The sequence below is a fragment of the Candidatus Pantoea floridensis genome (assembly GCF_900215435.1).
Lineage (GTDB): Bacteria > Pseudomonadota > Gammaproteobacteria > Enterobacterales > Enterobacteriaceae > Pantoea > Pantoea floridensis.
The window spans coordinates 148,577-174,246 of sequence record NZ_OCMY01000001.1; the positions used below are offsets into that span (position 1 = coordinate 148,577).

The 25,670-nt window shown below is 52.6% G+C and carries 26 protein-coding genes; 10 read left to right on the plus strand and 16 right to left on the minus strand.

Going from position 1 to position 25,670, the window contains the following annotated elements:
• Nucleotides 1-126 precede the first annotated feature (126 nt).
• From CRO19_RS00755 to otsB, 10 genes are all read right to left on the minus strand, one after another.
• The gene (locus CRO19_RS00755; protein ID WP_097094146.1) at nucleotides 127-1,791 is read right to left on the minus strand and encodes a methyl-accepting chemotaxis protein; all 1,665 of its coding nucleotides are present in this window, start codon (nucleotides 1,789-1,791) and stop codon (nucleotides 127-129) included.
• A gap of 269 nt (nucleotides 1,792-2,060) precedes the next feature.
• A complete protein-coding gene (locus tag CRO19_RS00760) occupies nucleotides 2,061-3,740 on the minus strand; it encodes a methyl-accepting chemotaxis protein (protein ID WP_097094147.1) in 1,680 nt (559 codons plus the stop codon).
• Between the two features lie 163 nt (nucleotides 3,741-3,903).
• On the minus strand, nucleotides 3,904-4,401 hold the full coding sequence (gene cheW, locus CRO19_RS00765) for a chemotaxis protein CheW (protein WP_097094148.1): 498 nt from the start codon (nucleotides 4,399-4,401) through the stop codon (nucleotides 3,904-3,906).
• Between the two features lie 22 nt (nucleotides 4,402-4,423).
• Nucleotides 4,424-6,406, minus strand: a complete 1,983-nt coding sequence (cheA, locus tag CRO19_RS00770; RefSeq protein WP_176519184.1) for a chemotaxis protein CheA — start codon at nucleotides 6,404-6,406, stop codon at nucleotides 4,424-4,426.
• Nucleotides 6,407-6,416: 10 nt separating this feature from the next.
• Complete coding sequence (gene motB / locus CRO19_RS00775) at nucleotides 6,417-7,448, minus strand: flagellar motor protein MotB (protein WP_097094150.1); 1,032 nt, start codon at nucleotides 7,446-7,448, stop codon at nucleotides 6,417-6,419.
• Complete coding sequence (gene motA, locus CRO19_RS00780; protein WP_097094151.1) at nucleotides 7,445-8,332, minus strand: flagellar motor stator protein MotA; 888 nt, start codon at nucleotides 8,330-8,332, stop codon at nucleotides 7,445-7,447. The genes motB and motA overlap by 4 nt, the downstream gene beginning before the upstream one ends.
• Before the next feature lie 132 nt (nucleotides 8,333-8,464).
• Complete coding sequence (gene flhC, locus CRO19_RS00785; RefSeq protein ID WP_097094152.1) at nucleotides 8,465-9,043, minus strand: flagellar transcriptional regulator FlhC; 579 nt, start codon at nucleotides 9,041-9,043, stop codon at nucleotides 8,465-8,467.
• Entirely contained in the window at nucleotides 9,043-9,393 is a 351-nt protein-coding gene (gene flhD, locus CRO19_RS00790) for a flagellar transcriptional regulator FlhD (RefSeq protein WP_008102850.1), read from the minus strand. The genes flhC and flhD overlap by 1 nt, the downstream gene beginning before the upstream one ends.
• Nucleotides 9,394-10,612: 1,219 nt before the next feature.
• Complete coding sequence (gene otsA / locus CRO19_RS00795) at nucleotides 10,613-12,052, minus strand: alpha,alpha-trehalose-phosphate synthase (RefSeq protein ID WP_097094153.1); 1,440 nt, start codon at nucleotides 12,050-12,052, stop codon at nucleotides 10,613-10,615.
• Nucleotides 12,049-12,837, minus strand: coding sequence for a trehalose-phosphatase (gene otsB, locus CRO19_RS00800; protein WP_097094154.1), 789 nt, complete (start codon nucleotides 12,835-12,837; stop codon nucleotides 12,049-12,051). The genes otsA and otsB overlap by 4 nt, the downstream gene beginning before the upstream one ends.
• A gap of 555 nt (nucleotides 12,838-13,392) precedes the next feature.
• Between otsB and CRO19_RS00805 the strand changes: the two genes are divergently transcribed.
• From CRO19_RS00805 to CRO19_RS00830, 6 genes are all read left to right on the plus strand, one after another.
• Nucleotides 13,393-13,683 carry a hypothetical protein gene (locus CRO19_RS00805; protein WP_097094155.1) on the plus strand — a complete coding sequence of 97 codons (291 nt, stop codon included), beginning with the start codon at nucleotides 13,393-13,395 and terminating at the stop codon, nucleotides 13,681-13,683.
• Between the two features lie 250 nt (nucleotides 13,684-13,933).
• Complete coding sequence (fucO, locus tag CRO19_RS00810) at nucleotides 13,934-15,085, plus strand: lactaldehyde reductase (RefSeq protein ID WP_097097549.1); 1,152 nt, start codon at nucleotides 13,934-13,936, stop codon at nucleotides 15,083-15,085.
• Nucleotides 15,086-15,270: 185 nt separating this feature from the next.
• Nucleotides 15,271-15,468 carry a hypothetical protein gene (locus CRO19_RS00815; RefSeq protein WP_097094156.1) on the plus strand — a complete coding sequence of 66 codons (198 nt, stop codon included), beginning with the start codon at nucleotides 15,271-15,273 and terminating at the stop codon, nucleotides 15,466-15,468.
• Nucleotides 15,469-16,278, plus strand: coding sequence for a hypothetical protein (locus CRO19_RS00820; RefSeq protein WP_097094157.1), 810 nt, complete (start codon nucleotides 15,469-15,471; stop codon nucleotides 16,276-16,278).
• 99 nt (nucleotides 16,279-16,377) lie between these two features.
• The gene (locus tag CRO19_RS00825; protein WP_320204453.1) at nucleotides 16,378-16,641 is read left to right on the plus strand and encodes a hypothetical protein; all 264 of its coding nucleotides are present in this window, start codon (nucleotides 16,378-16,380) and stop codon (nucleotides 16,639-16,641) included.
• A gap of 163 nt (nucleotides 16,642-16,804) precedes the next feature.
• Nucleotides 16,805-17,008, plus strand: a complete 204-nt coding sequence (locus CRO19_RS00830) for a hypothetical protein (protein WP_141400220.1) — start codon at nucleotides 16,805-16,807, stop codon at nucleotides 17,006-17,008.
• A 36-nt stretch (nucleotides 17,009-17,044) separates the two neighbouring features.
• Here the strand turns inward: CRO19_RS00830 and CRO19_RS00835 are convergent, their stop codons facing one another.
• From CRO19_RS00835 to CRO19_RS00850, 4 genes are all read right to left on the minus strand, one after another.
• The gene (locus CRO19_RS00835; RefSeq protein WP_097094160.1) at nucleotides 17,045-17,311 is read right to left on the minus strand and encodes a biofilm development regulator YmgB/AriR family protein; all 267 of its coding nucleotides are present in this window, start codon (nucleotides 17,309-17,311) and stop codon (nucleotides 17,045-17,047) included.
• Between the two features lie 64 nt (nucleotides 17,312-17,375).
• Complete coding sequence (locus tag CRO19_RS00840; RefSeq protein WP_097094161.1) at nucleotides 17,376-17,666, minus strand: hypothetical protein; 291 nt, start codon at nucleotides 17,664-17,666, stop codon at nucleotides 17,376-17,378.
• A 164-nt stretch (nucleotides 17,667-17,830) separates the two neighbouring features.
• Nucleotides 17,831-18,076 carry a regulatory protein YcgZ gene (ycgZ, locus tag CRO19_RS00845; RefSeq protein WP_097094162.1) on the minus strand — a complete coding sequence of 82 codons (246 nt, stop codon included), beginning with the start codon at nucleotides 18,074-18,076 and terminating at the stop codon, nucleotides 17,831-17,833.
• Nucleotides 18,077-18,286: 210 nt separating this feature from the next.
• A complete protein-coding gene (locus CRO19_RS00850; RefSeq protein ID WP_097094163.1) occupies nucleotides 18,287-18,565 on the minus strand; it encodes a hypothetical protein in 279 nt (92 codons plus the stop codon).
• Nucleotides 18,566-18,993: 428 nt separating this feature from the next.
• Here CRO19_RS00850 and CRO19_RS00855 point away from each other — a divergent pair, with 428 nt between their 5' ends.
• From CRO19_RS00855 to CRO19_RS00870, 4 genes are all read left to right on the plus strand, one after another.
• The gene (locus CRO19_RS00855) at nucleotides 18,994-19,506 is read left to right on the plus strand and encodes a GNAT family N-acetyltransferase (protein ID WP_097094164.1); all 513 of its coding nucleotides are present in this window, start codon (nucleotides 18,994-18,996) and stop codon (nucleotides 19,504-19,506) included.
• Nucleotides 19,507-19,678: 172 nt separating this feature from the next.
• A complete protein-coding gene (gene umuD, locus CRO19_RS00860) occupies nucleotides 19,679-20,101 on the plus strand; it encodes a translesion error-prone DNA polymerase V autoproteolytic subunit (protein WP_097094165.1) in 423 nt (140 codons plus the stop codon).
• A complete protein-coding gene (umuC, locus tag CRO19_RS00865) occupies nucleotides 20,101-21,363 on the plus strand; it encodes a translesion error-prone DNA polymerase V subunit UmuC (protein ID WP_097094166.1) in 1,263 nt (420 codons plus the stop codon). The genes umuD and umuC overlap by 1 nt, the downstream gene beginning before the upstream one ends.
• A gap of 209 nt (nucleotides 21,364-21,572) precedes the next feature.
• Nucleotides 21,573-21,824 (plus strand): hypothetical protein, encoded by a 252-nt coding sequence (locus CRO19_RS00870; RefSeq protein ID WP_097094167.1) that lies wholly within the window; start codon nucleotides 21,573-21,575, stop codon nucleotides 21,822-21,824.
• Between the two features lie 24 nt (nucleotides 21,825-21,848).
• On the opposite strand, the gene CRO19_RS00875 is transcribed toward CRO19_RS00870, so the two are convergent.
• Both CRO19_RS00875 and CRO19_RS00880 read right to left on the minus strand, forming a co-directional pair.
• A complete protein-coding gene (locus tag CRO19_RS00875) occupies nucleotides 21,849-23,420 on the minus strand; it encodes a sensor domain-containing diguanylate cyclase (protein ID WP_097094168.1) in 1,572 nt (523 codons plus the stop codon).
• A 311-nt stretch (nucleotides 23,421-23,731) separates the two neighbouring features.
• Entirely contained in the window at nucleotides 23,732-25,555 is a 1,824-nt protein-coding gene (locus CRO19_RS00880) for a glycoside hydrolase family 15 protein (protein WP_097094169.1), read from the minus strand.
• Nucleotides 25,556-25,670 lie beyond the last annotated feature (115 nt).

A 25,670-nucleotide genomic window follows, 5' to 3' on the forward strand; every position in this document is an offset into this window, starting at 1 on the left:
GTATGCGAGGGGATCTTTATGTGTGTTCGTGGAGGGAAAGAGGAAGGAGGTCGCCATCAATGGCGACCCTGCGGCTGAAGTACCGATTTCGTAGGGTCGGCATGTATGCCGACCTGCTACTCAGCGTTAAAACGTTTCCCAGTTACCGTCGCTGACCGGCGCGGCAACCACTTTGCGCGGCGCGTTGATGACCTGACGCGCGAGGGGAGTTTTGACCGGCTGAGCCTGCGATGCACGCGGAATGCGGAACACCGACACCGACTGGCTGAGACGGCTGGCCTGCTCTTCCAGCGAAGCGGCGGCGGCGGCGGACTCTTCCACCAGTGAGGCATTCTGCTGCGTAACGCGATCCATCTCGGTTACCGCTTGCCCTACCTGGTCGATGCCACGGCTCTGCTCATCGGAAGCCGAGGCAATTTCACCCATGATATCGGTGACACGCGTCACCGCGCCGACGATATCATTCATGGTTTCACCAGCGGTGCCTACCAGCTGAGAGCCGTTATTCACGCGATTAACTGAATCTTCAATCAGCCCTTTGATCTCTTTCGCCGCCTGGGCGCTGCGCTGTGCGAGGTTACGCACTTCACCGGCCACCACCGCAAAGCCACGGCCCTGCTCACCGGCACGCGCCGCTTCCACTGCCGCGTTCAGTGCCAGGATATTGGTCTGGAAGGCAATGCCATCGATCACACTGATAATATCGGCGATTTTCTTCGAGCTACCGGCAATGTCATGCATGGTACGGACAACGCCATCCACCACTTCTCCGCCTTTGCGCGCGGTATCAGAAGCGCTTAGCGCCAGCTGTGATGCCTGACGCGCATTCTCGGCGTTCTGTTTCACCGTGGCAGTCAGCTGTTCCATGCTGGCGGCCGTTTGCTCCAGCGACGCGGCTTGCTCTTCGGTACGCGCCGATAGATCGTTGTTCCCGGCAGAAATTTCGCTGGCGCCCGTGAAAATGGCGTCGGAACCATCACGCACATTGCTTACGGTGCTAACCAGCGACTGCTGCATCTCATGCAGGCTGCTCGCCAGCTGGCTCATTTCGTTACGTCCTTCCACCGCAATGGTTTGGGTAAGATCGCCCGCCGCGATATGACGAATATGTCCCAGTAATTGATGCAGCGGCTGGATCAGCACGCTGCGCAGGCCAAACCAGCAGCCGATAATGACCACCACGACAACCAGCGCAACCGCCGCCAATAGCCACATCATGGTCTGGAAAGCACGCTGATTTTGCGCCACGCCTTCCGCTGCCAGCTCACTTTGCGCGCTGCGCCACTCTTCGTAGGTGGCTTTCATTGCCACCTGTTTGGTTTCGATATTTTGCGCAAACATGCCTTGTAGATCGTTCGCCTTCAGGCGTTCCAGCATCGCTTTCAGCCCGTCGTTAAACGCAGCGTAGTTGGCTTCTAACTTATCGCGCAGCGCCTGCGGCAAGCCCGGCGTGGCGGGCAAACTGGCATAACGCTGATAATGGCCCGCGGCGACATCGAGCTGTTTTTCGGTTTGCGCAATCAGCGCGCCGAGCTGACCGCCGTTAGCCTGCGCGGCCATGGTGCCTTGCATACGCAACATGGCGCGATTCAGTACCGTGCGCGTTTGATTCAGTTCGATCCAGGCATCGGACATCGCTGCCACGTTGTTGCTTGAGATCTGCGCAACGGCAAATGCCTCTTTATCCTTTTGTAATGCGGACCAGAACAGCCCGCCAGAAAATAACTGCAAAGCACCAAAAACCAGCAATACGACGATTAAACTGGTCACAACATTGATTCGTTTTAACATGGGGTCTCCAGAAATGTGTTTCGGCTCCCCCAGTTATCGACCGGCAACCTGAATTTTTCAGGGTGCCCATGCGACTTTACGAATTAAAATTCTGTGTTTTAGTGTGATTGCAGTGTTTTATAACTAAAGAAATTAACACTAAAAAAAATGCGCCTTTATCGGGTGAGCGATAAAGGCGCATTTTCAGGGTTGTTCTGGTCGCCATGAATGGCGACCCTACGGGTCAATCGTGTCCGGTCGGCATTGATGCTGACCGGACTTTCAGCGAATTAAAACGTTTCCCAGTTACTGTCGCCTGCCGCGGCGATCACCGCTTTACGCGGTGCGCTCAGGGTTGGCGGCGCAATCTGCGGGTGACGCATACCCGCTGTTGCCTGCGGCGGCGAAGATGCAGCACGCGGCACGCGGAACACCGCCACCGACTGGCTCAAGCGGCTCGCCTGCTCTTCCAGCGAGGCCGCCGCTGCGGCAGACTCTTCCACCAGCGAGGCGTTCTGCTGCGTGACGCGATCCATCTCCGTCACGGCCTGGCCGACCTGATCGATGCCGCGGCTCTGCTCATCTGACGCCGACGCAATTTCTCCCATGATATCGGTGACGCGTGTGACCGCATTGACGATATCGCTCATGGTTTCACCGGCGGTGCCCACCAGCTTCGAACCTGAATTGACGCGGTTCACCGAGTCCTCAATCAAGGCTTTAATCTCTTTCGCCGCCTGAGCGCTACGCTGCGCCAGATTACGCACCTCACCCGCGACGACCGCAAATCCGCGCCCTTGTTCCCCGGCACGCGCAGCTTCTACCGCAGCGTTCAGTGCCAGAATATTGGTCTGGAAAGCGATGCCGTCAATCACGCTGGTGATATCGGCAATTTTCCTCGAACTACCGGCGATGTCGCTCATGGTACGCACCACGCCCTGCACCACATCGCCCCCCTTCTGGGCGGTTTCTGACGCGCTCAACGCCAGCTGCGACGCCTGACGCGCATTTTCCGCGTTCTGTTTTACCGTTGCGGTTAGTTGTTCCATGCTGGCCGCGGTCTGCTCCAGTGAGGCAGCCTGCTCTTCAGTACGCGCCGAGAGATCGTTATTACCGGCGGAAATCTCACTGGCTCCGGTAAAAATGGCATCCGAACCGTCGCGCACATCACTCACCGTACGCACCAGCGACTGCTGCATATCATGCAGGCTGGCCGCCAGCTGGCTCATCTCATTACGTCCCGTCACAACGATGTGCTGGGTGAGATCGCCCTGCGCGATATGCTGGATGTGTTGAATATTCCCGTTGAGCGGGGTAATCAGGATTTTGCGCATGCCAAACCAGCACAGCACAATCACGGCCACCACCAGCGCCATGACCGCGCTCAGCAGCCATATCATGTGCTGATACGCCAGGCTGTTGGCCGCCGCGCCCGCCGCCGTTAAACGGTCCTGGTCGGCACGCCACTGGCGGTACTCTTTCAGGAATGCACTCTGGCTTGGCGCCACCGGGACCTTGCCGGCCTGCACCAAATCTTTTGCCACCAGCGCATCCTGCATCTGAGCCAGCGCGCGCGCGTAAGCTGAATAGGTATCATCAACCCGCTGATTCAGCGCAGCATCCTGTCCCGGCGTATCCGGCGTGGCTTTAAACAGCTGGTAGTTATCCGCCGCATCTTTTTGGAAGGCTTTGCTGTCTTCATACAAGCCCGCCACATCCGCTTCACTGCCGCTGAGCTTGCTGGTTGCCATGCGGAGCTGGATGCGGGTTAATACCACGCGGCTTTGATTCAGACTCATGAAGGCATCGTTGATGGCGGCGATATTTTTGCTCGCCAGCTGTGAAACGTTAAAACTGTTTTTGTCATCGCTCAGCGCTTTGAAAAACAGCGAGCCGGACGACAACTGCAGAAAACCAAATACCAACAACACCAGCAATAAACTGGTCACAACGCGGATTTTCGTAAACATAGCTTGCCCTGGAAAATGAAGAAAAATCGTACAGAGCAGTTATCGACTGAGCGGCTGGAATATTGAGGAAAAACGCGGGTATTTTACTGTTTTCTTGTTTACTAACAAAGAATTAGTTCATAGACGTGATGATAACGGGCCGCCGCAGCGACCCGTTGGTTTCTTACGCGGAGCGCAGGTTGTCCACCAGCGCCATCTCTTCGCTGCTCAGCAGCTTTTCGATGTCGACCAGAATCAGCATGCGTTCACCCAACGCGCCAAGGCCGGTGAGGTATTCGGTAGACATGGTGACAGCAAATTCCGGTGCCGGGCGAATCTGCTCTTGCGTCAGCGACAGCACATCCGAAACGCCGTCAACCACAATACCCACCACGCGCTGAACCAGATTCAGCACGATAACCACGGTATTTTCGTTATATTCCACATCCGGCTGCGAGAATTTCACTCGCAGGTCGATAATTGGCACGATCACGCCGCGCAAATTGGTGACGCCTTTGATGAACTCTGGCGTATTGGCGATGCGGGTGACCTGATCGTAGCCGCGGATCTCCTGCACTTTCAGAATGTCGATGCCGTACTCTTCGTCACCCAGAGTGAAAACTAAGAATTCCTGGCCAACGGTTTCGCCAGCGATTTTGGTCACGGTTGCCATGTCAGTCATTTTTTTACCCTTTGGTTATCTATTACGCTGCGGCACCGGCCACACGTTTTTCACGGTTCAACGATTGCAGTGCTGAGACATCCACAATCAGCGCCACGCTACCATCGCCAAGAATGGTGGCGGCTGAGATGCCCGGCACTTTGCGATAGTTGCTTTCAAGGTTCTTCACTACCACCTGATGCTGCCCAATCAGCTGATCGACCAGCAGTGCGTAGCGACGGCCTGCGCTTTGCAGGATCACCACGATGCCTTGCGTGGCGTCTGTTTTGGCGTTCTCTACCTCAAACACATTCCACAGCTCCACCAGCGGCAGATATTCGCCACGCACTTCCAGCACGCGCTCGCCGCCGGCCAGCGGTTTCAACTCTTCGGCGGTTGGCTGCAGCGATTCCATCACCGCGTTGAGCGGCAGAATGAACACTTCATTCGCCACGCGCACCGACATGCCATCAAGGATCGCCAGCGTCAGTGGCAGCAGAATGCGAATGGTAGTGCCTTTACCCTGCTTCGAGGAAATTTCGACGTGGCCGCCCATCTCCTGAATATTTCGTTTCACCACGTCCATGCCCACGCCACGGCCTGACACGTCGGTAACCTGCTCGGCGGTGGAGAAGCCAGGGGCGAAGATCAACATGCCAACTTCTTCATCGCTCATGCTTTCGCTGACCGGCAAGCCGGATGAGAGCGCTTTGGCCAGGATGCGTTCGCGGTTGAGACCGGCACCGTCATCGATCACTTCGATGCAGATATTGCCGCCCTGATGTTCCGCAGACAGCGTGAGATTACCGACCGCGGTTTTGCTGGCCGCGAGGCGTTTCTCCGGGGTTTCGATGCCGTGATCGAGGCTGTTTCGCACCAGGTGCGTTAACGGATCGATGATGCGTTCGATCAAACTCTTATCCAGTTCAGTCGAGCTGCCGAGTAGCGTGAGCTCCACTTCTTTGCCCAGCTTGCTGGCCAAATCGCGTACCAGCCGTGGGAAGCGGCTGAAGACATACTCCATCGGCATCATACGAATCGACATCACCGATTCCTGCAAATCGCGGGCGTTGCGTTCCAGCTGTCCCATGCTATTCAGCAGGTCACCGTGTGCCACCGGATCCAGCGCGCCAGAACGCTGCGCCAGCATCGATTGGGTGATCACCAGTTCGCCCACCAGGTTAATCAGCTGGTCAACTTTTTCCACCGCCACGCGAATGCTGCTGGATTCGCTCACTTTCGCCGGTGCCGCTGCACGCTTAGGCTCGCGTTTCGCGGCGGGGGTAATCTCGGTCACGGTGGCAGTTTGTACCGGTGCCGGTTCCGCGACCACCGCGTCGGCCATTGGCGTCTCGGCAGCAGCGGGGGCGCGCTCTTGCGGGAAGAGGATTTGTGCTTCTTCCAGCACAAAACAGAGCACGGCGACGATGTCATCCTGGCCCACGCCATCAATCGTGACCTCGAGTGAATTCGCGCTCTTTATCACATTGCTGACCGTGCCAAGGTTGCCGAGCTCTTCCAGCATTAGCTCCGGTTCTTTTTCTTTCAGATCAACCAGCTGCAGGCGCAGGCCTGAGGTGGCAGCCGGCGCAGCGATGGCCACCACCTCGGCGACGTTTGCCGCTTCAGGCGCGATGCCTTTTGCTTCCAGGGCCAGTTGGCGCAGCGCTTCGCAGATGTATTTAAAACTTTCTGCATTCGGCTCCTGCGCCGTTTTATAGGCATCGAGCTGTTCTTGCATAATATCTTTGGTTTCCAAAAACAGGTTGATGATATCGGTGCTGAGCTGCATCTCGCCGCGGCGCGCACCATCCAGAATGTTTTCCAGGATGTGGGTGGTTTCCTGTAAAACCGTAAAGCCAAACGTACCGGCGCCCCCTTTGATGGAGTGGGCGGCGCGGAAAATGGCATTCAACTGCTCGGAATCGGGCTCCTGGGGATCGAGTCCCAACAGGTGTTGCTCCATATCCGCTAACAGCTCATCGGCTTCATCAAAAAACGTCTGGTAAAAATCGCTGATGTCCATGCTCACGGGATCACCTCGGCTGTGAGGGTTGGTCTGGTGTCACCGCGCCAGCCGCCGGAGTGGCCACTGCCGCAGGTGTCGCTGTCGCAGCCGGCGCAGCCGGTGTCGCAGTGGAACCTGTCGGAGCAGTCGGCGCAGCCGGTACAGCCGGTGCGGTAATGTCGGGAATAATTTGCGCCGGGTCGCTCACCTGTACGGCATCGCTCTCGGCATTCTCTTTTTCAATCGCCGCTTCGGTGTCGTGATTCAACACCAGCAGGCTAATGCGGCGGTTGACTGCATCATTAGCACCACGGTTTTTCAGCTTCATGGTGTCGGCCATACCGACCACACGCAGCATTTTGCTGCCGTCCAACCCACCGACCATCAACTCACGACGTGAGGCATTGGCACGATCTGCCGACAGTTCCCAGTTGCTGTAGCCACGATCGCCGTTGGCATACTGGATATCATCGGTGTGGCCTGACAGGCTAATTTTGTTGGGAATATCGTTCAGTACCGGAGCGATGGTGCGCAGAATATCGCGCATGTAAGGCTCAACTTCCGCACTGCCGGTTTTAAACATCGGGCGATTCTGACTATCGATAATCTGAATACGCAGCCCCTCCTGCACCATATTAATGATCAGGTGCGGGCGCAGTGCTTTCAGGCGCGGATCGGCTTCAATCAGCTGGTCGAGTTTTTCACGCAGACGATTCAGGCGAATCTCTTCCAGCTTTTTTTTCTGCGCATCCATATCAACGATTTTCTTCACTTCTCCCTTCTGCTGCGTGGGATCGTCACCGCCGCCAGGGATCGGGCTTTCACTGTCGCTGCTGCGCTGGCCGCCGGTTAATGCCACCCGCAGCGGGGTTTTGAAGTATTCCGCAATTTGTACCAACTCTTTGGGGCTGGAGATGGAGAGCAGCCACATCACCATAAAGAACGCCATCATCGCCGTCATAAAGTCGGCATAGGCAATCTTCCACGAACCGTGGCTGCCATGGTGACCTTTATGTTTGCGCTTTTTAACCAGCACAATGGGGCGATTGCCAGCTTTCATGAATTCTCATCCGAAGTTTGTTTCGCCGGGTTCTTCGCGTTACGCACATGCTCTTCCAGTTCGGTAAACGACGGGCGCTCGGCGGAATACAACGTTTTGCGACCAAACTCGACCGCAATCTGCGGCGCGTAGCCGTTCAGGCTGGAGAGCAATGTCACTTTCACGCACTGCATCATCTTGGTGGTTTCGGCACATTTCTGACGCAGCACGGATGCCAGCGGCGAGATAAAGCCGTAGGCGAGCAGGATGCCGAGGAAAGTACCGACCATCGCATGGGCCACTAATGCCCCTAACTCTGCCGCAGGACGATCGGCCGAGGCCAGCGCGTGAACCACGCCCATTACCGCCGCCACGATGCCGAAAGCCGGTAAGCCATCACCCACTGCAGATATACTTTGCGCTGGTACTTCACACTCGTGTTCGTAAGTTTCGATTTCTTCATCCATCAGGGCTTCGATTTCGAATGCATTCATATTTCCACTAACCATTAAACGTAAATAGTCGGTAATAAAGTCCACCAACTGTTTATCGGACAAAATACGTGGATAGTTAGCAAAAATTTCACTCTGGTTCGGGTCTTCAATATCGCGTTCTAATGACAGCATGCCCTGCTGGCGTGATTTCGCCATCAGTCGATAAAGCAGCGCCATTAAATCCATGTATACGGCTTTGTTATATTTCGAGCCGCGCATTAACAATGGCAACGCTTTTAATGTCTTCTTGATCGACTTGCCATTATTGCCGACTAAAAAGGCACCAATACCGGCCCCGCCGATAATCAGCAGCTCCGACGGTTGATAAAGCGCACCTAAATGTCCACCGACCATCATGTAGCCGCCCAACACGGAGCCGACGACCACGATATAACCCAGAATAATCAGCACAAAAAATCCTTACGTCCGTAACGTGTTGATGGAAGTTAAGCCAGAGAGCCGCAGGTGTTATTCGCTAATCGCAGGCAAAAAAAAAGCAGCGGTATTAACCGCTGCTGGATGTTTTCCACGATGCGAACAAACTTAAACGGCGCGTTTAACCTGTTCATCCAGCAGTTGTGGAAAGGTATCGGCAGAATCTGCAGAAAGTTTACGTCTTTTTACGGCACGTGATGGCGGCTGGCACAGGCTGCAGACAAAGCTGCCGACTGGCTGGTGTGCGTGGTTGATAAAGCTTCCACCGCAGCACTTACAGTCAGAAAGTTCCAGCATGCCGCTTTCAACGAATCGCACCAGGGTCCATGCGCGCGTCAGCGCCAACAGCGGGCCCTCGTCCGATTGCGGACACTGCTCAAGGTATAAACGATACGCTTTGATCACCGCTTCAACGCCGCTGCTTAATCCGGTTTTTAACAGGAACTGCCAGGCGTTACAGAACATAGAGGAGTGGATATTTTGTTCCCAGGTCATGAACCAATCGGTTGAGAATGGCAGCATGCCTTTCGGTGGGGGTGCACCGCGTAATTCTTTGTACAATTTAATCAGGCGTCCGCGGCTCAATTGCGTTTCGCTCTCGAGCATTTGCAGACGCGCGCCCAATGTAATCAGCTCCATTGCCAGCTGAATATCGCGCGCTTCCTGAACAATACTTTTTTCACTCATTAAACTGCCCTCTTCTTCGCAGAAACGTCATCTTTCGACGCGTTACGCAGTAAGCGGCTGGATAATAAAATACCGGTGTGGATTTGCTGCAAGTCATCCACGCGTGACTCTTGGGTCAGACGATTAATATGGTTGTGATCGGTAAAGCGGAACTGGCAAACCAGTTGATTGGTTTCCGCTAATTTTACCATCTCAGGTAAAGTTAATTGTGACAATGCATCCGCCATCGATTCATCGATGCCTAAACGAAACATTGCTGAAGCTTTTTCCTGGTTAATTAAACGCTGAGCAAGAAGCAAATATGACAAATTGATGTCATATATATGTTTTAGTAATTCTGATGTACCCATTTTTTTCCATCCTGATAGACGCGACACATATACGGCCACAGAATTAAATGTTCTATGGTTCGGGCTGCTGGTTGGTAAATCTAAAGATGGCAAAAAAATAATCAGGCTTGAGCCAACGCGTTCCTGACCGTTTCATTTCCTGTCAGGACGCTGATCAGTAGTAATCAAAACTCCAGGCCATTCTTTGCTTGAGTTGTAACCATCTTCCGTGACGTCTGCTTACAGTTTTTTAAGACTATTCCGAAAACAAGGCAAATCTATATCGTCTGATTTCGACATACAACGTGAGTGGCGCGAAATTTTAGATAAAGTGTGATCTGTGTCACACTTTTAAGGCAAATTTTTTTCTGAAACCTTCAGCATCGCTTTTATGTTGTGCGTTTTTTGTACGAATTCGAATTGTTTCCTTAATATTTCATCGACGCAACACCGGTTTTAGTCTCTGCCGGAGATTGCCATTACCACACGATCAGTTATCTGCCCATCTGCACTATTAGTGCTATATCCCGCTACAATAGCCGTTATATGCAGGATAATACTCCGAAACAGAGCGAAATTATTCGCTTCTAAATTAATCACTTACAGGGAATATTGCCTGCAAGCACCATTACTATGCCGCAAGCGAAGCGTGAAGACTGGGCGCGCTGCGCCAGGGAACTGTCAGTAGATCGTAGGGAGTGTTTAGCGTACGACAGGGTATGTAACAGAGCGTTACATTAGAGAAATGAATGAATCAGCGGATTTGCGGTTTATCTCACGATAACTATCGGCGTGCCACGACGAATCTTTAGGGTTGCGACAAAAAAAAGCGCTTTTTGCCGTTTGACTGCCTGCTTTTTAACCAAAATGTGCTTTTTTTCTGATGTGTCAGCCCATTACGGCATTAAGAAATGAAATCGATTTCGTCAGGTTATGGTGGCGCGTGAAAACGCTTTGCAGTACAGCGGGCAGCAGGACACGATTCAGGCTAATAAAGTGGCAGGCTGCAAATGGAGAGCTAGTGGTTTGTGGAGTATGCGATGCGTGTAGAGCCACCATTGTTGGCGTAATGCCGCTCACTTAAGCAAAAAAATGCCTGTTTATGCAGGTGCGCATGAATGCGCACCCTACGAAAACCCGGCGATATCCACGTAGGGTCACCATTAATGGTGACCGATTCATGCTTAACTGACGAGCATTACACCATTGTTGGCGGCCCTACATGACCAAAGGGTCTGTCTTACGCTAATTTGGGAAAGGTAGCGACTTTATTTACCGTACCGTGATCTTCACTACGCACCGGCAAGGTATTCAGATCTTTCAGGAAGCTTTCACGCCAATGTGAAATGTCCTGTTTGCGCAACACAGCCATCATGTCGTTGTAGCGCGAAATACGCTCGGTACGCGGCATGGTCAAGGCGCGATCCAGCGCGGCCGCTACGTCATCACGATCGTAAGGGTTAACGATCAGCGCGGACGTCAGCTCCTGCGCCGCACCGGCAAAGCGCGACAGCACCAGTACGCCTGGGTTATCGGGGTCCTGCGCCGCAACATACTCCTTCGCCACCAAATTCATCCCATCACGTAATGGCGTTATCAAGCCAACGTTGGTCAGGCGGAAGATCTTCATTAACAGGCGGCGATCGAAGTGCTGGTTGAGATAATAAAGCGGCGTCCAGCCCAAGGTGCCGTATTTACCGTTAATGCGCCCCGCTTCGGTTTCCAGCTGGTGACGAATGTCCTGATACGCCTGCACATCACCGCGTGAGGTTGGCGCAATCTGCGAGTAACGCACTTTGCCGCGATGCTGCGGGAAATTCGCCAGTAAAGCTTCGTATGCCAGAAAACGCTCTGGCAGACCTTTTGAATAGTCCAGACGCTCGCAGGCAATAATATTTTGCAAATCACCCAGATCGCGTTTCATCGCGGCCATCTTCGGTGGCAATGGTCCTTCAGCCATCTCTTTAATGGTGTCCGGTTCGATACCAATGGGATACACCTCGGTCATAAAGGTGTTGCCAAAGGCAAGGTGCTTTTTCTCACCTTTATTCTGCAACTGCGTTAGCTGGCTCAGGCTATCGAGGAACGCAACGCGATCGGATTCTGTCTGGAATCCCAGCAGATCGTAATCGCTCATCATCTCCAGCAGCTCCTGATGCGGCGGCAGAGCGTTGAAGATCTCTGGCGTCGGGAACGGAATATGCAGGAAGAAGCCAATGCGGTTATTAATGCCGAGTTTACGTAGCTCGGCAGCAAACGGCAGCAGATGATAATCGTGGATCCACAAAATATCGTCCGGCTGCAGCAGCGGTTTTAGGCGCTGCGCCAGTAAGGTATTAACCCGGCAGTAACCGTCCCAGGCTTCACGTTGATACTCAACCAGATCAAGGCGATAGTGGAAGGCCGGCCAAATCACGGTATTCGAAAATTGGAGATAATATTGATCGTAATCGTTCTGATTGAGCGGCAATGACGCGTAGGTAATTCCGTTATGCTCGAGCTGCGTGAGCTCTTCATCCTCATCTTCACCAGAGAACTCGCTAATCTCTCCGTTCCAGCCAAACCATAATCCTCCGGTATCTTGCAGTGCATCCAAAATACCGACAGCAAGTCCGCCTGCGCTGGCCTTGCTGCCATCGGGAATAGCGATACGGTTAGATACGACGACTAAACGACTCATAACCTAAACTCCTTACCAACATTGTCATGTTCTAGTTGTAATAATAGTTGTTCAAGCCAGTGCCACACTGCCTCAACGCTGTTCAGACGAAAGCGTGCGTGGCTGGCACCTTCACCGACTTTGACAGAAATCCCCTGCATCGCGTTCACCGCGAGAAATCCTTTTTCATCTGTCAGGTCGTCTCCCACAAATACCGGAATACGTCCGATAAACGGGGCTTCCTGCATAAACTCACGCACCGCGGCACCTTTATCAATGCCCTGCGGTTTCAGTTCTACGACACATTTTCCTGGCTGAAGCGCCAGCTCGGGAAAACGTGCAACGGCATCTTCCGCCAGCTGCATAATGGCGTTTTCGTACTGCGGCGCATTGCGATAGTGCAGCGCGAAAGCCATACCCTTGACTTCCAGCAGGGTGTCGGGCCATTGATCCAGCGTTTGCTGCAGCTCAGTTTGCAAGGTATGGGCGATATCGCCCGGCAAGCTGTGACGATGGACGCGTCCGCTGGCATCACGCCGCTCAGCGCCGTGCACGCCGGCCGCTGGCGCTTCAAGTGGCGCAACCAGTTCATCCAGTTGCGCAATCGGGCGTCCAGAGACCAGTGCTAACGCGCCGTGGCTAAGATTGGAAATGTGTTGCAGGTGCTGGCGAACCGAGGCGGGAATTGAAACCGACTCGGGCTGCGACTGAATCGCCGCCAGCGTACCGTCGACGTCAAAAAAGAAGGCATAAAGTCCGCCGCTCAACGACGGCAACGTGTTGTTCTGATTAACCGCGGGGGTCACGACTCTCCTCCTGTATCCTGGGGTTTCGCTTCTGTGGATGTTCGGAGACAAGTTGAATGAGAGAGGCGGTTAAAAACCGCAGAATGGCGTGCGAGGAGATTTTGCCGACAACACGGTATTTCGATAGTTAACTCCCCACAAACAAACATGATCTGGACTCACATGGCAACCTGACAGCGAACATCGTCAGCTTTAAGTGTAGACGTAGATCACGATATTGCCAGATGCATACGGCTTCGCTATAGGATAAGTGGCCGTTTTAAGCTTCAGGCAGGAAAAAAATTGCATCCGTGGCTTTTCAGGCGCTTCGCTTAGTTTTCTGACTGCCACAACCTCGTCGGACACCACCATGCCGGCAAACATTTCCCAGATTAAGCCGACTTGATTCGGCGGCAAAGATTGTCATATGGTGCGTCTACCGCGCGGTCACAGTGCGGAGTTACGGCTCTTGAGAGCATAAATCAGCGCATTGAGATGACTTCAGGCAGGAATCAGGATGATGGAAAACCGATCAACTTCACATTTTGGCCATGTCAGGGTGGGAGGTAGAAAATGATGCCGCAAAACTACAGCCAGCGCGTTCACTTCTATTACTGCATTTTGATTGCGCTGAAAATCAATGCCAAAACGAAAAAGTCGGGTGGCGTACGCGGTAAGAATAACTTTCTGCTTAAGTGGCTGCGCAATGCGCAGAACAACACCATTTTCCCTCCGGATATCACCAGCGAAATAGAGTGGCTGCGCGGCAAGATTATCAGTTCCGGCCCCGATACCGATTTGGAACCCATGCTGCAATATGTTTATGACACCGCAAAACGCGCCGAGAATATGCGGTTAGGTTCCTGATCGCCCCCGCCAACGCTGGCTGCATCGCTGGCAGCCTTTCGCCATTTCCGCCCTGCGCACTCTTCGACTCTCCGTTACTTTCCTCTCACTTGCGCGTCGCCAGTCCAGCAGGCGGGAAACAGCGCTTTTATTGAGGAAACGCAATATAAACATCCCTTTTACCCCGTAGATCTAAATAGGGTTAAATCATTTTATCTTGATGATTTTAATCAAAAAAATCAAATATGGCATCTACGTGAAGGTAATTAACATGATTAACAGAATGATCCTCAATGAAACGGCTTACTTTGGTTCGGGTGCTATCAACGCCATTGTTGATGAGATTAACAAGCGCGGTTTTACCAAAGCGCTGGTGGTCACGGATAAAGATCTGATCAAGTTTTCTGTCGCCACTCGAATTACCGACCTGCTGGCGCAAAACGGCCTGGATTATGAGGTTTATGATCGCGTGATCCCTAATCCAACCGTAGAGGTGGTACACGCGGGCGTCACTGCATTTCGCCGTGCGGGCGCGGATTATCTGATTGCCGTGGGCGGTGGCTCGCCGCAGGACACCTGCAAAGCCATCGGTATGATGATTGCTAATCCCGAATTTACCGACGTGCGCATGCTGGAAGGTGGTGCCGCCACGCGCCATCCCTCGGTGCCAATTATTGCTGTGCCCACCACATCCGGCACGGCTGCAGAAGTCACGATCAATTACGTCATCACCGATGAAGAGAAGAAACGCAAATTTGTCTGCTACGATCCGCATGACATCCCGGCGATCGCTATTATCGATCCCGACATGATGGCCAGCATGCCAGCCAGCCTGAAAGCGGCAACCGGCGTAGACGCACTGACCCACGCCATTGAAGGATTTATTACCCGCGGCGCCTGGGAACTGACCGACATGTTCCATCTCAAAGCGATTGAGATTATTGGCCGTTCGCTGCGTGATTCCGTGAAAGGTGTGTCAGCCGGCGTGGCCGATATGGCGCTGGGGCAATACATTGCTGGTATGGGCTTTTCCAATGTCGGACTGGGGCTGGTACACGGCATGGCGCACCCGCTGGGCGCTTTTTATGGCACACCGCACGGTATCGCCAACGCCGTGTTGCTTCCGCATATTATGGCTTTCAATGCGGAATATACCGGTGAGAAATACCGCGATATCGCGCATGCGCTGGGTATCAAAGGCGCCTATGAATGTTCTTTGTCGGAGGCGCGTACGCTGGCGATTGACGCCGTGACCCGCCTCAATCGTGACATCGGTATTCCGCTCAAATTACGCGATATCGGTATGCGGGTGGAGGATGCCGCAGCATTGGCCGCGGCCGCCTATGACGATATTTGCACCGGTGGAAATCCCCGCGAGTGTAGCGTTGAGATGATTAAATCACTCTATCTTGAGCTTTTCTGATCGCAAAAATAAAAGCAGCTGTAATTTATTATGGCTGCTGTCTATTTATTCCTCTCCGTTTTTATTACCTGCTGGCAGATTAATCCGGAAAGTTACCGATATCATCCATCACGCCGCCTTTAAGCGCGTAGCTGTCGAGGGATGTGCCATAGTTTGTGTTGGCATGAATAAAAGGATCCCTCGCTATGTTTGGTTTTTTAACGTCTATGTTCGGTAGTCCAGAGGCGCTGGTGCAAGTGATGACTCGCCAGGATATTCAGGAATCGATACAGGAAGGCGACAGAATAATTATCGATGAAGATGGTAACGCCTCGGTAAATGCATTGAGCCCTGAAGTACAGCGCGATTTTGCTCAGCATGTCATGACGTTGAAGGATATTTAAATGGGTACCGCAATATTTATGGTCATGATGGTATGCGGCTACTGGTATACCAGTCGTGATATGTCGAGTCGCTTAAAGATTAAGCGTTCGTTCGGCTGGGATGTCTATTTTCTTATTGCACTTTATGGCTGCATATTTGTGCTACAAGGCGTGCTGGCAACGGGAATAATCTGGCTCATATTGCTTATCGCATCGGGGGTGAACAACGCTTTTGCGCTGTCGTCGATGGAGAATGTTCACTGGAATGTCGATTTCATGACCTGGAGTTTTTTAGGCATTCAGGCACCGGTCGTATTGATGCTGGCCTTCGCCATTCTGTTTTGTATGTATCGCTCTAACTGGGCTGTCAGCGCACGCCTTAATCCGGGCAGCCGCAAAGAGCTTTATCAGCGACTTTCGCGCTCTAATGGCATTGAGCAGCTATTACTGCAGTGCATGGAAGAAGGTGAATTAGCCTGGGTGACGCTGAAATCAAAGCGTATATATATTGGTATGATTCATGCCGCTACGTTCGAATATGCCAACACGGCAAATATTGTGTTGATTCCGATGCTCAGCGGTTATCGCGACGCCCGTACGCTGAATCTGGCGATCGAGCATAACTACAGTAAGTGGTACCACAATCACAGTATTGATTTCTCTTCCACGCCGAAAAGCGCGCTGGAATTTCGTAAAGTGATTATGGTGCACCAGATAGAAAGCCTGTCACTTTTTGATCCTGCCAGCGCCAGCGCATTAGCGATGGATAAGCAAAGCGGGAGTAAACGTAAATGGCTGAAGCGATCCGTCGCGAAACGTGGCTATCCGTGATTTAAGCGACTCAGTTCAACATGTGCTGGCTTACTCTCTGCATAGGTTTACGCTATATGAAGCCAGCTCCTCTTGCTATCAACTTAGAATAATAAGGGCATGATGATGGACTTTAAAAAGTTCGAAGCTATTCTGCATTTGCGCAAAGAAATGCATTTCACGGGAATTGAGTTGCAACACCGTGAAAATAAAAGTGAATTCTATGCGCTGGGTATGAATAATCATACGCAGAGTCAGCTTTATATTTGCACGCTTTCTAATGAAAGCTCCTCACAAGCCCAGCTGAAGCAGTTTCGCACCTGGTTACACAGATTTAACATTGATAGAGCGAAACAGAAAGCGGCGCTATTGAAAAAAGAGTAAATTTTTTCACGCTACTATTTTGGCTTAACCCGCGCATTTATCACACATTATCGCTTAATTAACGCTTCGCTTATTTATTCCTTCCCTCAACACAACGCACGAAAAAGGTATCGCCGTCTATTTCCCTATGCCAGACTGTATATATATACAAGCATCGGAGGTGATGTTGAGAGATGAAAACCGTCCAACACCGGACCTTTATGCGCTCATCGGTATGGCCGTCGCGGAGTTCATCAGGGAGGAGCGCGTTTTCAAAGCGCATGATATTTCTTTATCGCTTCATGTAATGAAGTCAGGGACAAAGGATAAAGAGTTGCGGCGCCTGTGCGATGCCGCGATGCGGTTACTGGCAGGTATGATGCACTAAATTGCCCCCCACGGCTGGGGGGGCAAAAATCAACTATCAGGCATCGTCTGGCGTATAGCCCACAACGATTTCCAGCGTTCTACGCAGGATATCGCCTTCAGCATCGGTATCCGCAGATTCCAGTGCCATAATCAGGCAGAGAATGATCGATTTATTACTGACGCGCCCTTCGGTGGCCAGCACGTGGCGAATAACTCTATCCAATACTGCCGATTCATGCTTTAGGCTGCTGTCTGCATTGCGAAAATGCTCTGCCAACTCAATGTCAGGCAGTGCAGAGTAGAGGTCGTGATTTTCCGACATGATTCCAGTCCCGTACTGATAGCGATACGTTCAAATGATAATTCACTAAACACGAGGCAAACGCTTAATGCTTGCGGTTGCTGCCAGACTGTTCCTTATCACCAAATAGCGGCAGAACATTGTCCCTGTTTGGTTGCTCTTCCCGCAGTTTCTTACCCGCCAGGATGCTGTTACGCACATCGGTAATAGCGGCGATAATCGCTTCACGCTGTTCGTGGTCGGTGCTCTGCTCTTTCATACATATAAGCTGATCAATCAGCGCTTGAGTATTTACCGGCCCCGCCTTTTGCAACAGCACTAGCGCCGCTTCCCCGATTATTTCATCGATTATTTTCTGGTATTCACTTCTATTCATAACGAATCTCTGAATGCCGCTTCGCCCTCAACCCGGCACACGGCAAAATGGGTGCGCTACACAAGTCAGTGTAGCGCAGTACAGCCTGTCACAGGTCATACACAAGGAAGTGCGTTATCAGAGTAAAGTCTTATAGTTGTACAACCTGGACGTCAAATCAGTTCTTAGCTTTCACGTTCGAACAACAGACCGATCAACTGATGATAATGGTGCTCTTCTTCCGCATTGGAAGCGAGTTCAAGTCTGCGCAGAAGCTTGGTGCAAAGCGATTTGCGGTTCAGATTACGTCCTTCACGCAGGATTTCGACCACAACCTGTCCTAATGTTTCTTGCTGCGATGGCAGAGACGCTTTGCTGAAATAGTTGGCAATGGCCTCGACTGAACTTGGCGTATATCCGTTCTGACGCATAATTGACCCCAATAAATTAAAATGTTAGGTCAGCTGACCTAATGAAAGTTGTACAGGTTAATCTAAAGCTGTACAAAAAGCTTACTGAACTTATACGGGGGTGTTTGTTGCAAAAAGTGCTAATGGGAGCGGATTCGGATAATTGGAAACTTATTATTTCCAAATTCGTGAGCCCAGCGCCGGCAGCGACCGGCGCTGGGCCCTGTGGCGTCAACTGTCGTCTCCATCCGCAGAGGGCATTCTAACGCTCCCTTCCTGTCGACTCAGGCCACGTAACGCCGAATGGGCGCGATTATCGCTTTCTGCCGGCTGACGATGCGCCATTAACCATTGGCGGGCATGCGCAATGCGCTCCAGCCGCTGACGACTTTTCTCGTTTTCCGACATGCGCGCAAGTTCGGCCAGCAGCGAGTAGACGTTGACTTCCTCGCGACGTACCAGCAAGGCGTAGGCCGCTTCACCGATAATTTTAGGTTGCGAATCTGACATCTTTTACCTCCTGAGAATATGGGCTTACGCTTGCTTCTCAGTGTTAACTATAGATCATCGGCTTCCCGCCTTACGCAGCGCGTGCTGCAACGATACTGCGGTATTATCGGGTAATGGTTGTCAGTTAAGACATGAAAACCCTCATTACCGAGAGCACACCTTGTAGCGGCGCAATGTATTGCGCGATAAATCGCGCCGCTACGGAAGGTGCGGTGATGTGAGACGGCGCTTAACTGTTCGGCATTACGGTATTATCGGGTCATTGAGTAAGAAGATAAAGATCGACGCCGTTGCTGCGCGCATTTGTTAACAGTAATCGCCTGTTTTCTTGGGTTTTTGTTACTAACACGCTATGGTAAGTGCCCTTCGGTCATGATTGTGATGACCGACGATAAGGTTAATAACAAGAATGAGAAAGGATAGCTGGCATGGAGTTCACCATACGTAAAGCCCAGGCGGAGGATGCAGAGCTGCTGCACCAGCTGGGACGCATGACCTACAGTGCGCATTTCAAGCATATGTGGGTTTCCGCAGAAGAACTGGATGCCTTTATCGACAAAGAGTACGGCCTCATCGAGCTTGCCAGCAGTCTGGCCGCATCGAATGAGAGCTGGCTTATCGCCGAGACGGACAAACCCATTGGCTTTGCCAAAGTCACCTGGAACACACCGGTACCGGATTCAGGCATGAGCGGCGCACTGCTGAACAAGCTGTACCTCAACCCGGAAGAAACCGGCAAGAATTACGGCAGATGGATGTTCGAGAGCATTATTAATGAGGCACGCGATAAGCGCGAAGGCTACTTGTGGCTGGAAGTATTAGGCGAGAATGTCCGCGCACGTAAGTTCTATGAAGCCTTCGGCATGCAACACATCAAAGACATTCCATTCATCACCGCTTCGCAGCAGAGCACGCTGCAGATTTTGGGGATGATGATTTAGCCTTCGCATCCCGTTTATGGCTTGCCTCTGCATGGGCAAGCCGCGGCCTCTCACTAAAATTAAATTCCCTTTCCTGCCAATTGTTTTGCAGATAGTCGCCGGTACTGGCTTGATCAACCTGCCCACTCGATATTACTGTATACACATACAGTAATAATTTGAGATCGCAGCCATGCAGTTTTATCAGCCCGCGGAAATCCGTGCCATTGTAGACTTTCCTTTATTCATTAGCCGGGTGCCCTGTGGCTTTCCCTCGCCGGCTCAGGACTACGTTGAACAGCGCATTGACCTCAACCACTTTTTAGTGGATCACCCCAGTTCAACCTACTTCATCAGAGTAAGCGGTGATTCCATGATTGAAGGCGGTATTGCGGAGGGGGACCTGCTGGTGGTAGACAGCTCCCCCAAGCCCAGGCACGGCGATATTGTGGTCGCCTCTCTCTCGGGTGAATTCACCGTCAAACAACTTATGCTGCGGCCCTACCTGCACCTCAAACCCATGAATGCGGCCCATGCGATCATCCCCATTCCCGATGTGGATCAGTTCGAAGTCTTCGGCATCGTCAAACACGTGATCAAAACGTTGGGCCGCTAATGTTCGCCTTAGTGGACGTGAACTCTTTCTACGCCAGCTGCGAAACCGTGTTTCGCCCGGATCTGCGCGGCAAACCGATTGTGGTGCTGTCCAACAACGACGGCTGTATTATTTCGCTGAGTAAAGAAGCCAAAAAGCTCGGCATTAAAATGGGTGCGCCCTACTTTAAACATCGCGAAGAGTTAACGCGCCATAACGTGGTGGTGTTCTCCTCCAACTATGCGCTTTATGGCGATATGTCGCGGCGCGTGATGGAGACGCTGGCGCTGATCTCCACACGCGTCGACGAGTACTCCATTGATGAAGCCTTTGTTGATGTCACCGGCATCAACGCCTGTATGACGCTAGAACAGCTGGGGCGGGATATTCGCGATCGCATCTATCAGGACACGCATCTGCGCGTGGGGGTCGGTATCGCCCCCACCAAAACCCTCGCCAAACTGGCCAACTGGGCCGCCAAGCGCTGGACCAAAGCCGAGAATGTGATGGATCTTTCCGCACCGCTGCGCCAGCGTGAATTGATGAAGCGGGTCAAGGTTGAAGAGGTATGGGGTGTCGGTCGCCGCTTATCGAAAAAGCTCAATCTCATGGGCATTGATACCGCGCTGCAGTTAGCTGAAACGCCCACAGCGTTGATCCGCAAACACTTCGGCGTGGTTCTGGAGCGCACCGTACGTGAATTATGCGGTGAGCCTTGCCTGGCGTTTGATGAGGTGATCCCGAATCGGCAAAATATATTGTGCTCGCGCTCGTTTGGCGACCGCATTACCGACTATCACGATATGCGCGAGGCTATTGCCAATTACGCTGCCCGCGCCGCCGAAAAGCTGCGCAGCGAGCGGCAATATTGTCGCCATATTGGCACCTTTATTCGCACCAGCCCACACGATCCGCATCATCCCTATTATGCGAATGCCGCTAGCCAGACGCTTATTACGCCAACTGCCGATAGTCGTGACATCATTCAGGCGACGCTCAACTGTTTGGATCGCATCTGGGTTCCCGGTAAGCGCTACATGAAAGGCGGCGTGATGCTGGGGGATTTTTTCAGCGATGGCGTGGCGCAGTTCGACCTGTTTGCCGAATATCAGCCGCGTCACAACAGCGAGCAGCTAATGGCACTGATCGACAAGATGAATGCCCACCAGCGCGGTGCGTTATGGTTTGCCGGACAGGGTATCCAGAAGCCCTGGGCAATGAAGCGTGAGATGCTTTCACCGGCATATACAACACGTTTATCCGATCTTCCCGTGGCAAAGTAACCTCGATGCGCTTCGGTTTATTGACGCCTATCGCTAAATAATCGAGGCCAATTATTTCTCATGAATGGGTTATTACCAGCCAATGCAAATTGTTAATAAGGTAACGTTAACCGTTTCCTTTCCCTTGAATTAATAACAGGCCAATGCGATATTCTGGCTATATCATCCTTCCCCTACACCGTTAAATTTGATTAACACCCGGAGGCAGTATGTCGAGTGAAGAGAGAGTGAAAGAACTTGAAGAGAACGTAAACAGGCTGGAAATCGAAGTTGCTGCCTTGCGCGAACTGATGATCAAGCAAGTTGCGGTAAATAACATCACCTTTAAGGGAAAATATGATGAGGTTATCATTCAGCTAGCAAAAGAATATGAAGAGCGCGGGTTAGATGATGAGCTAAATAGCCAAATGCACGAAGCGCTTCGCCAATATATCAACTATCAGCTGCCGACGGTGGAATAAGCCAGAGACGAGAATGTCAGTCGGTTACTCCCTTCTCTGCTCTGGCAACGCCGGCACATCGATCCCTTGCGCACGATTACGCCCGCCACGCTTCGCCCTATACAAAGCATGGTCGGCATGCTCCAGCAGTTTTACTGCGGAAACCGTGGCGGGCGTGGACGTCGTGGCACAGCCGGCGCTAAGCGTCACGTGACCGAGCGGTGAAGAAGCATGGGGCAGCTTCATCATCCTCACGGCTTCTACCGCGCGGTTAGCCAGCGCTATCCCCTCATCGAATGCGGTATCCGGCAAGATAAGCGCAAACTCCTCACCACCGTAGCGGGCCGCCATATCCGATCGCCTCACGGATAACGAAGCCAGTAGCTCACCTATCACCTTCAACCCTTCATCTCCCGCAATGTGTCCGTAGGTGTCGTTGTAATGTTTGAAAAAATCGATATCGATCATGATGAGCGAAAGGGGTTTACCGCTTGCGGCCGCGTTGCCCAGCGCTTCACGGAGGAAGCGATCGAATTCCCGGCGATTCGCTAACCCGGTAAGCCCGTCAATATGTGCGAGCTTGTCCAGCGACAGATTGGCCTTGTGCAGCTCATCACGTAGGCTGGTCAGTTCCTGCTGATAGCGCAATACGCGCCGTGCATGACGCAGCTGAAACGTCCCCAGTAATAAGATGGTCAACAGCAGAATCAGGCTGAGGATAATGTCCTGCCCCCGCCCATTAATCCAAATGCTAAAGAGATCGTCGGCGTTGTAACCCGCGGCGACGATGATCGGATAGCGGTCAGAACGCGCAAAGCCAAAGATCCGCGCTTGCCCGTCCAGCGCCGCCTTCCATTGACCGCTGCCGCGATCCATTTTGGCGAGCATATGCTGAAACAGCGGACTTGAGGAGAGATCTTTACCAATGTAACTGTCTGGCATCGGACGAGCATAAAGCACGGTGCTGTCGGACAACATTAATACCAGCACATCGCGTTTGCCGAGCTCGTAGTAGCTGTAAAAACGACGGAAATAATCCACCTTTATGGTCGCCAACAATACCCCTTTGAATCCGCCACTGGCATCGCTCACCCGCAGGGAAACGGGGATCACCAGATCGCCCGTGCTGCGGCTGCGAATCACCGGGCCAATGTGCAGGTTATTGCGTCGGTTGCTGCGCTGATAAGTAAAGTATTCACGATCGGCGTTATTGATGTTGCTGGGCACGCGATCGGCAGAGGTCGCGATCCATGTGCCGTCCGCATCGTAATAAAACAGTCCGTGCAGTTGCGGCAGGCGGTGCTGCAACTCACGCATAGTATGGCTCAGATCCGCCCCCTGAATCCCTGTCGCCAACTGCAGTTGCAGATCGCGCTGTATCTGTCTCAGCGAAAGTTCTGCCTGGAGAAAGGTATCTTCCGCCTGGCGCGACTGCGACACGGCGAGATTCATCGCCGTTTCCTGCGTTTGATGCACCGTGGCCAGCCAGTCTTCCCGTAGCGTCCAAAGACTCATACCGACCACCGTGAGGATCAGGAAGAGACCGGACAGCACAATGCTTTTCAGCAGGCCAGATTCGGTGTTGACCTTTTTATCCATTTTCCTTTTTAACGGCATTGTGTCCTCTGTTTTAAGCCCACAACAGAGTTAAGCATGTAAATAACAGAGGGGAAGTTGATAGTGGATAAATCAGCGAGTGAAGGTGAACTATCAGATTAGTCTCTGCGGATAATCGGCTGGGATGAAATATCAATACAACCGCTTAAAACGCCGCGGTGACTCGCAGATAATGGCAGGTTAGCGCGCCATCACTACCGCCTATGACCGTTACAAGCGAGTACGGTAGTATGAGTCGACCACTTTCCGTGGTCGACTCATACCGCACGCGTTACATACGCGATCGTTGGGCCAGCGCTATGCGGGCTTTTTTATGATGGCTTCAGAGCATGACTAATGCCCTGAGCCGCGAAGATCAGCGCCAGATGGCTGAGCCCCTGAGGCATATTCCCTCGCCATGACTGCGTGCGGACATCATACATTTCATTGAAAATGTCGACGTTACCCTGACGATTAAGCGCGACCAAAATCTCTTCCATCATCGCTTCTGCACCGGCGCCATCGCCCATGGCCGCCCAGGCTTCCACCATCCAGAAAGAGCACGCCAGGAAAGTACTCTCCTCTTTATCTACGTTGCTATAGCGATAAAGCATCGCACCGTTATTCCCCAGTTCGCGCCGGATTACGCGATAAGAGGAGAGCATCCTTTGCGGATTAACGCTGTTGCCATAATGGTGCATCAGCGTCAGCGCGGCATCGACCTGCTCATCACTGCCCACATAAAAGGTATAGCTCTGCAGCGTCTCAGACCAGCAGTGCGTTTCGATCCAGTGGCTAATGCGGTCACGTTCTCGCTTCCAGCGTTCAACCCAGGTGGGCTCAATGTATTTCTTTTCGGCCAATACCACCGCACGATCTAAAGCCAGCCAGCATGCCATCTTCGAATGGGTATAGTGCTGTTCTTCCGGCAACTCCCAAATGCCAGAATCCTTCTGGCGCCAGCTATCCGCACAGCAGTTTGCCAGCTCACCCAGCAGGCGCGCGGTGGTGAGGTCCAGCACGTGTCCGGCCTCCACGAAGCCCTGCGCCGTGGCCAGCATATCGCCGTACATGCTGAGCTGAATCTGATCGCGCGCGTTATTACCAATACGCACCGGCTGCGAATCCTGATAGCCGCGTAACGCTGGATAGCGCTCCTCAGGGACTTTCTCACCTTCCAGGGTGTAGCAGGCGCGGAGCCGTACGCCATGATCGATGATGGTCTGCGTGAGCCAGGAGAACGCGGCTTTACAATCTTCCAGCGCGCCCAGGCAAATAAAGGCTTTAATGATCAGACAGGCATCGCGTACCCAGGCGTAGCGGTAGTCGTAGTTCTTCTCTTTGCCGATACCTTCAGGCAGTGATGTGGTGGCGGCCGCCGCCAGCGCGCCCGTCGGCGAGTACCAGAGAAATTTCAACGACAGCGCCGAACGTATCACCAGCGGCGCATAACGGCCGCTATAGCTCAGGCTGTTGACCCAGTCACGCCATGCCGTGTCGCTGGTTTCGATGCGGCCATCAATGGCATTCATGTCCGGAACCGCCAGCGGCTCTTTTTCCGTTACCAGCAGGGCACAAAGCGAACGTGCGCCTTTGCTCACGGTGAGCGTGCCGGTCACTAATTCATCGTCGATATGATCGAGAATAATGTCTTCACTGGTGCGCAGCATCGCCATCAAATCGGCAATGTGATACACCTTGCCCTGTGCGCTGTCCGCAATCCACGGGGAACGCGTCTCGGCGGCGGTGCCGAAGCGCAGCGTAATTCTTAAGGTCACCTCACCTGCCAGCCCCTCAATACGCCTGGCCAGTTCACTCCAGGGTAAGCGCCCTGCCAGCGTGCTATTGATCGATTCTGTTAGCAGCACCGACCCGCTATCGGTATCGAAACGGGTCTCAAGCACATTACTTTTTTCGCGATAGTTGCGCGTGACGCGGTAATCCGCCACGGGGACGATCTGAAAGAAACCGCCAATCTGTGGATCAAGTATTTGGTCAAAAAGGGGTTTTGAATCGAGATTAGGTGCGCACCACCAGTCGATAGAACCATCTGGCGCAATAAGCGCCACGGATCGTCCTTCCCCAATTGCCGCATAGTCACCCAGTCCGGCGAATCCATTAATACGTTGCGGATGAGAATATTGCTGATTTTCCAAAATGGTTTTCCTGAAGAGTTTAACGATGTGGACGCCGAATGCAGCCACTAAATAACTGCCACGATCAAGGCTAGTTCAGATTTCAGAATAAAAATGAAAATCACACGTTAACGCG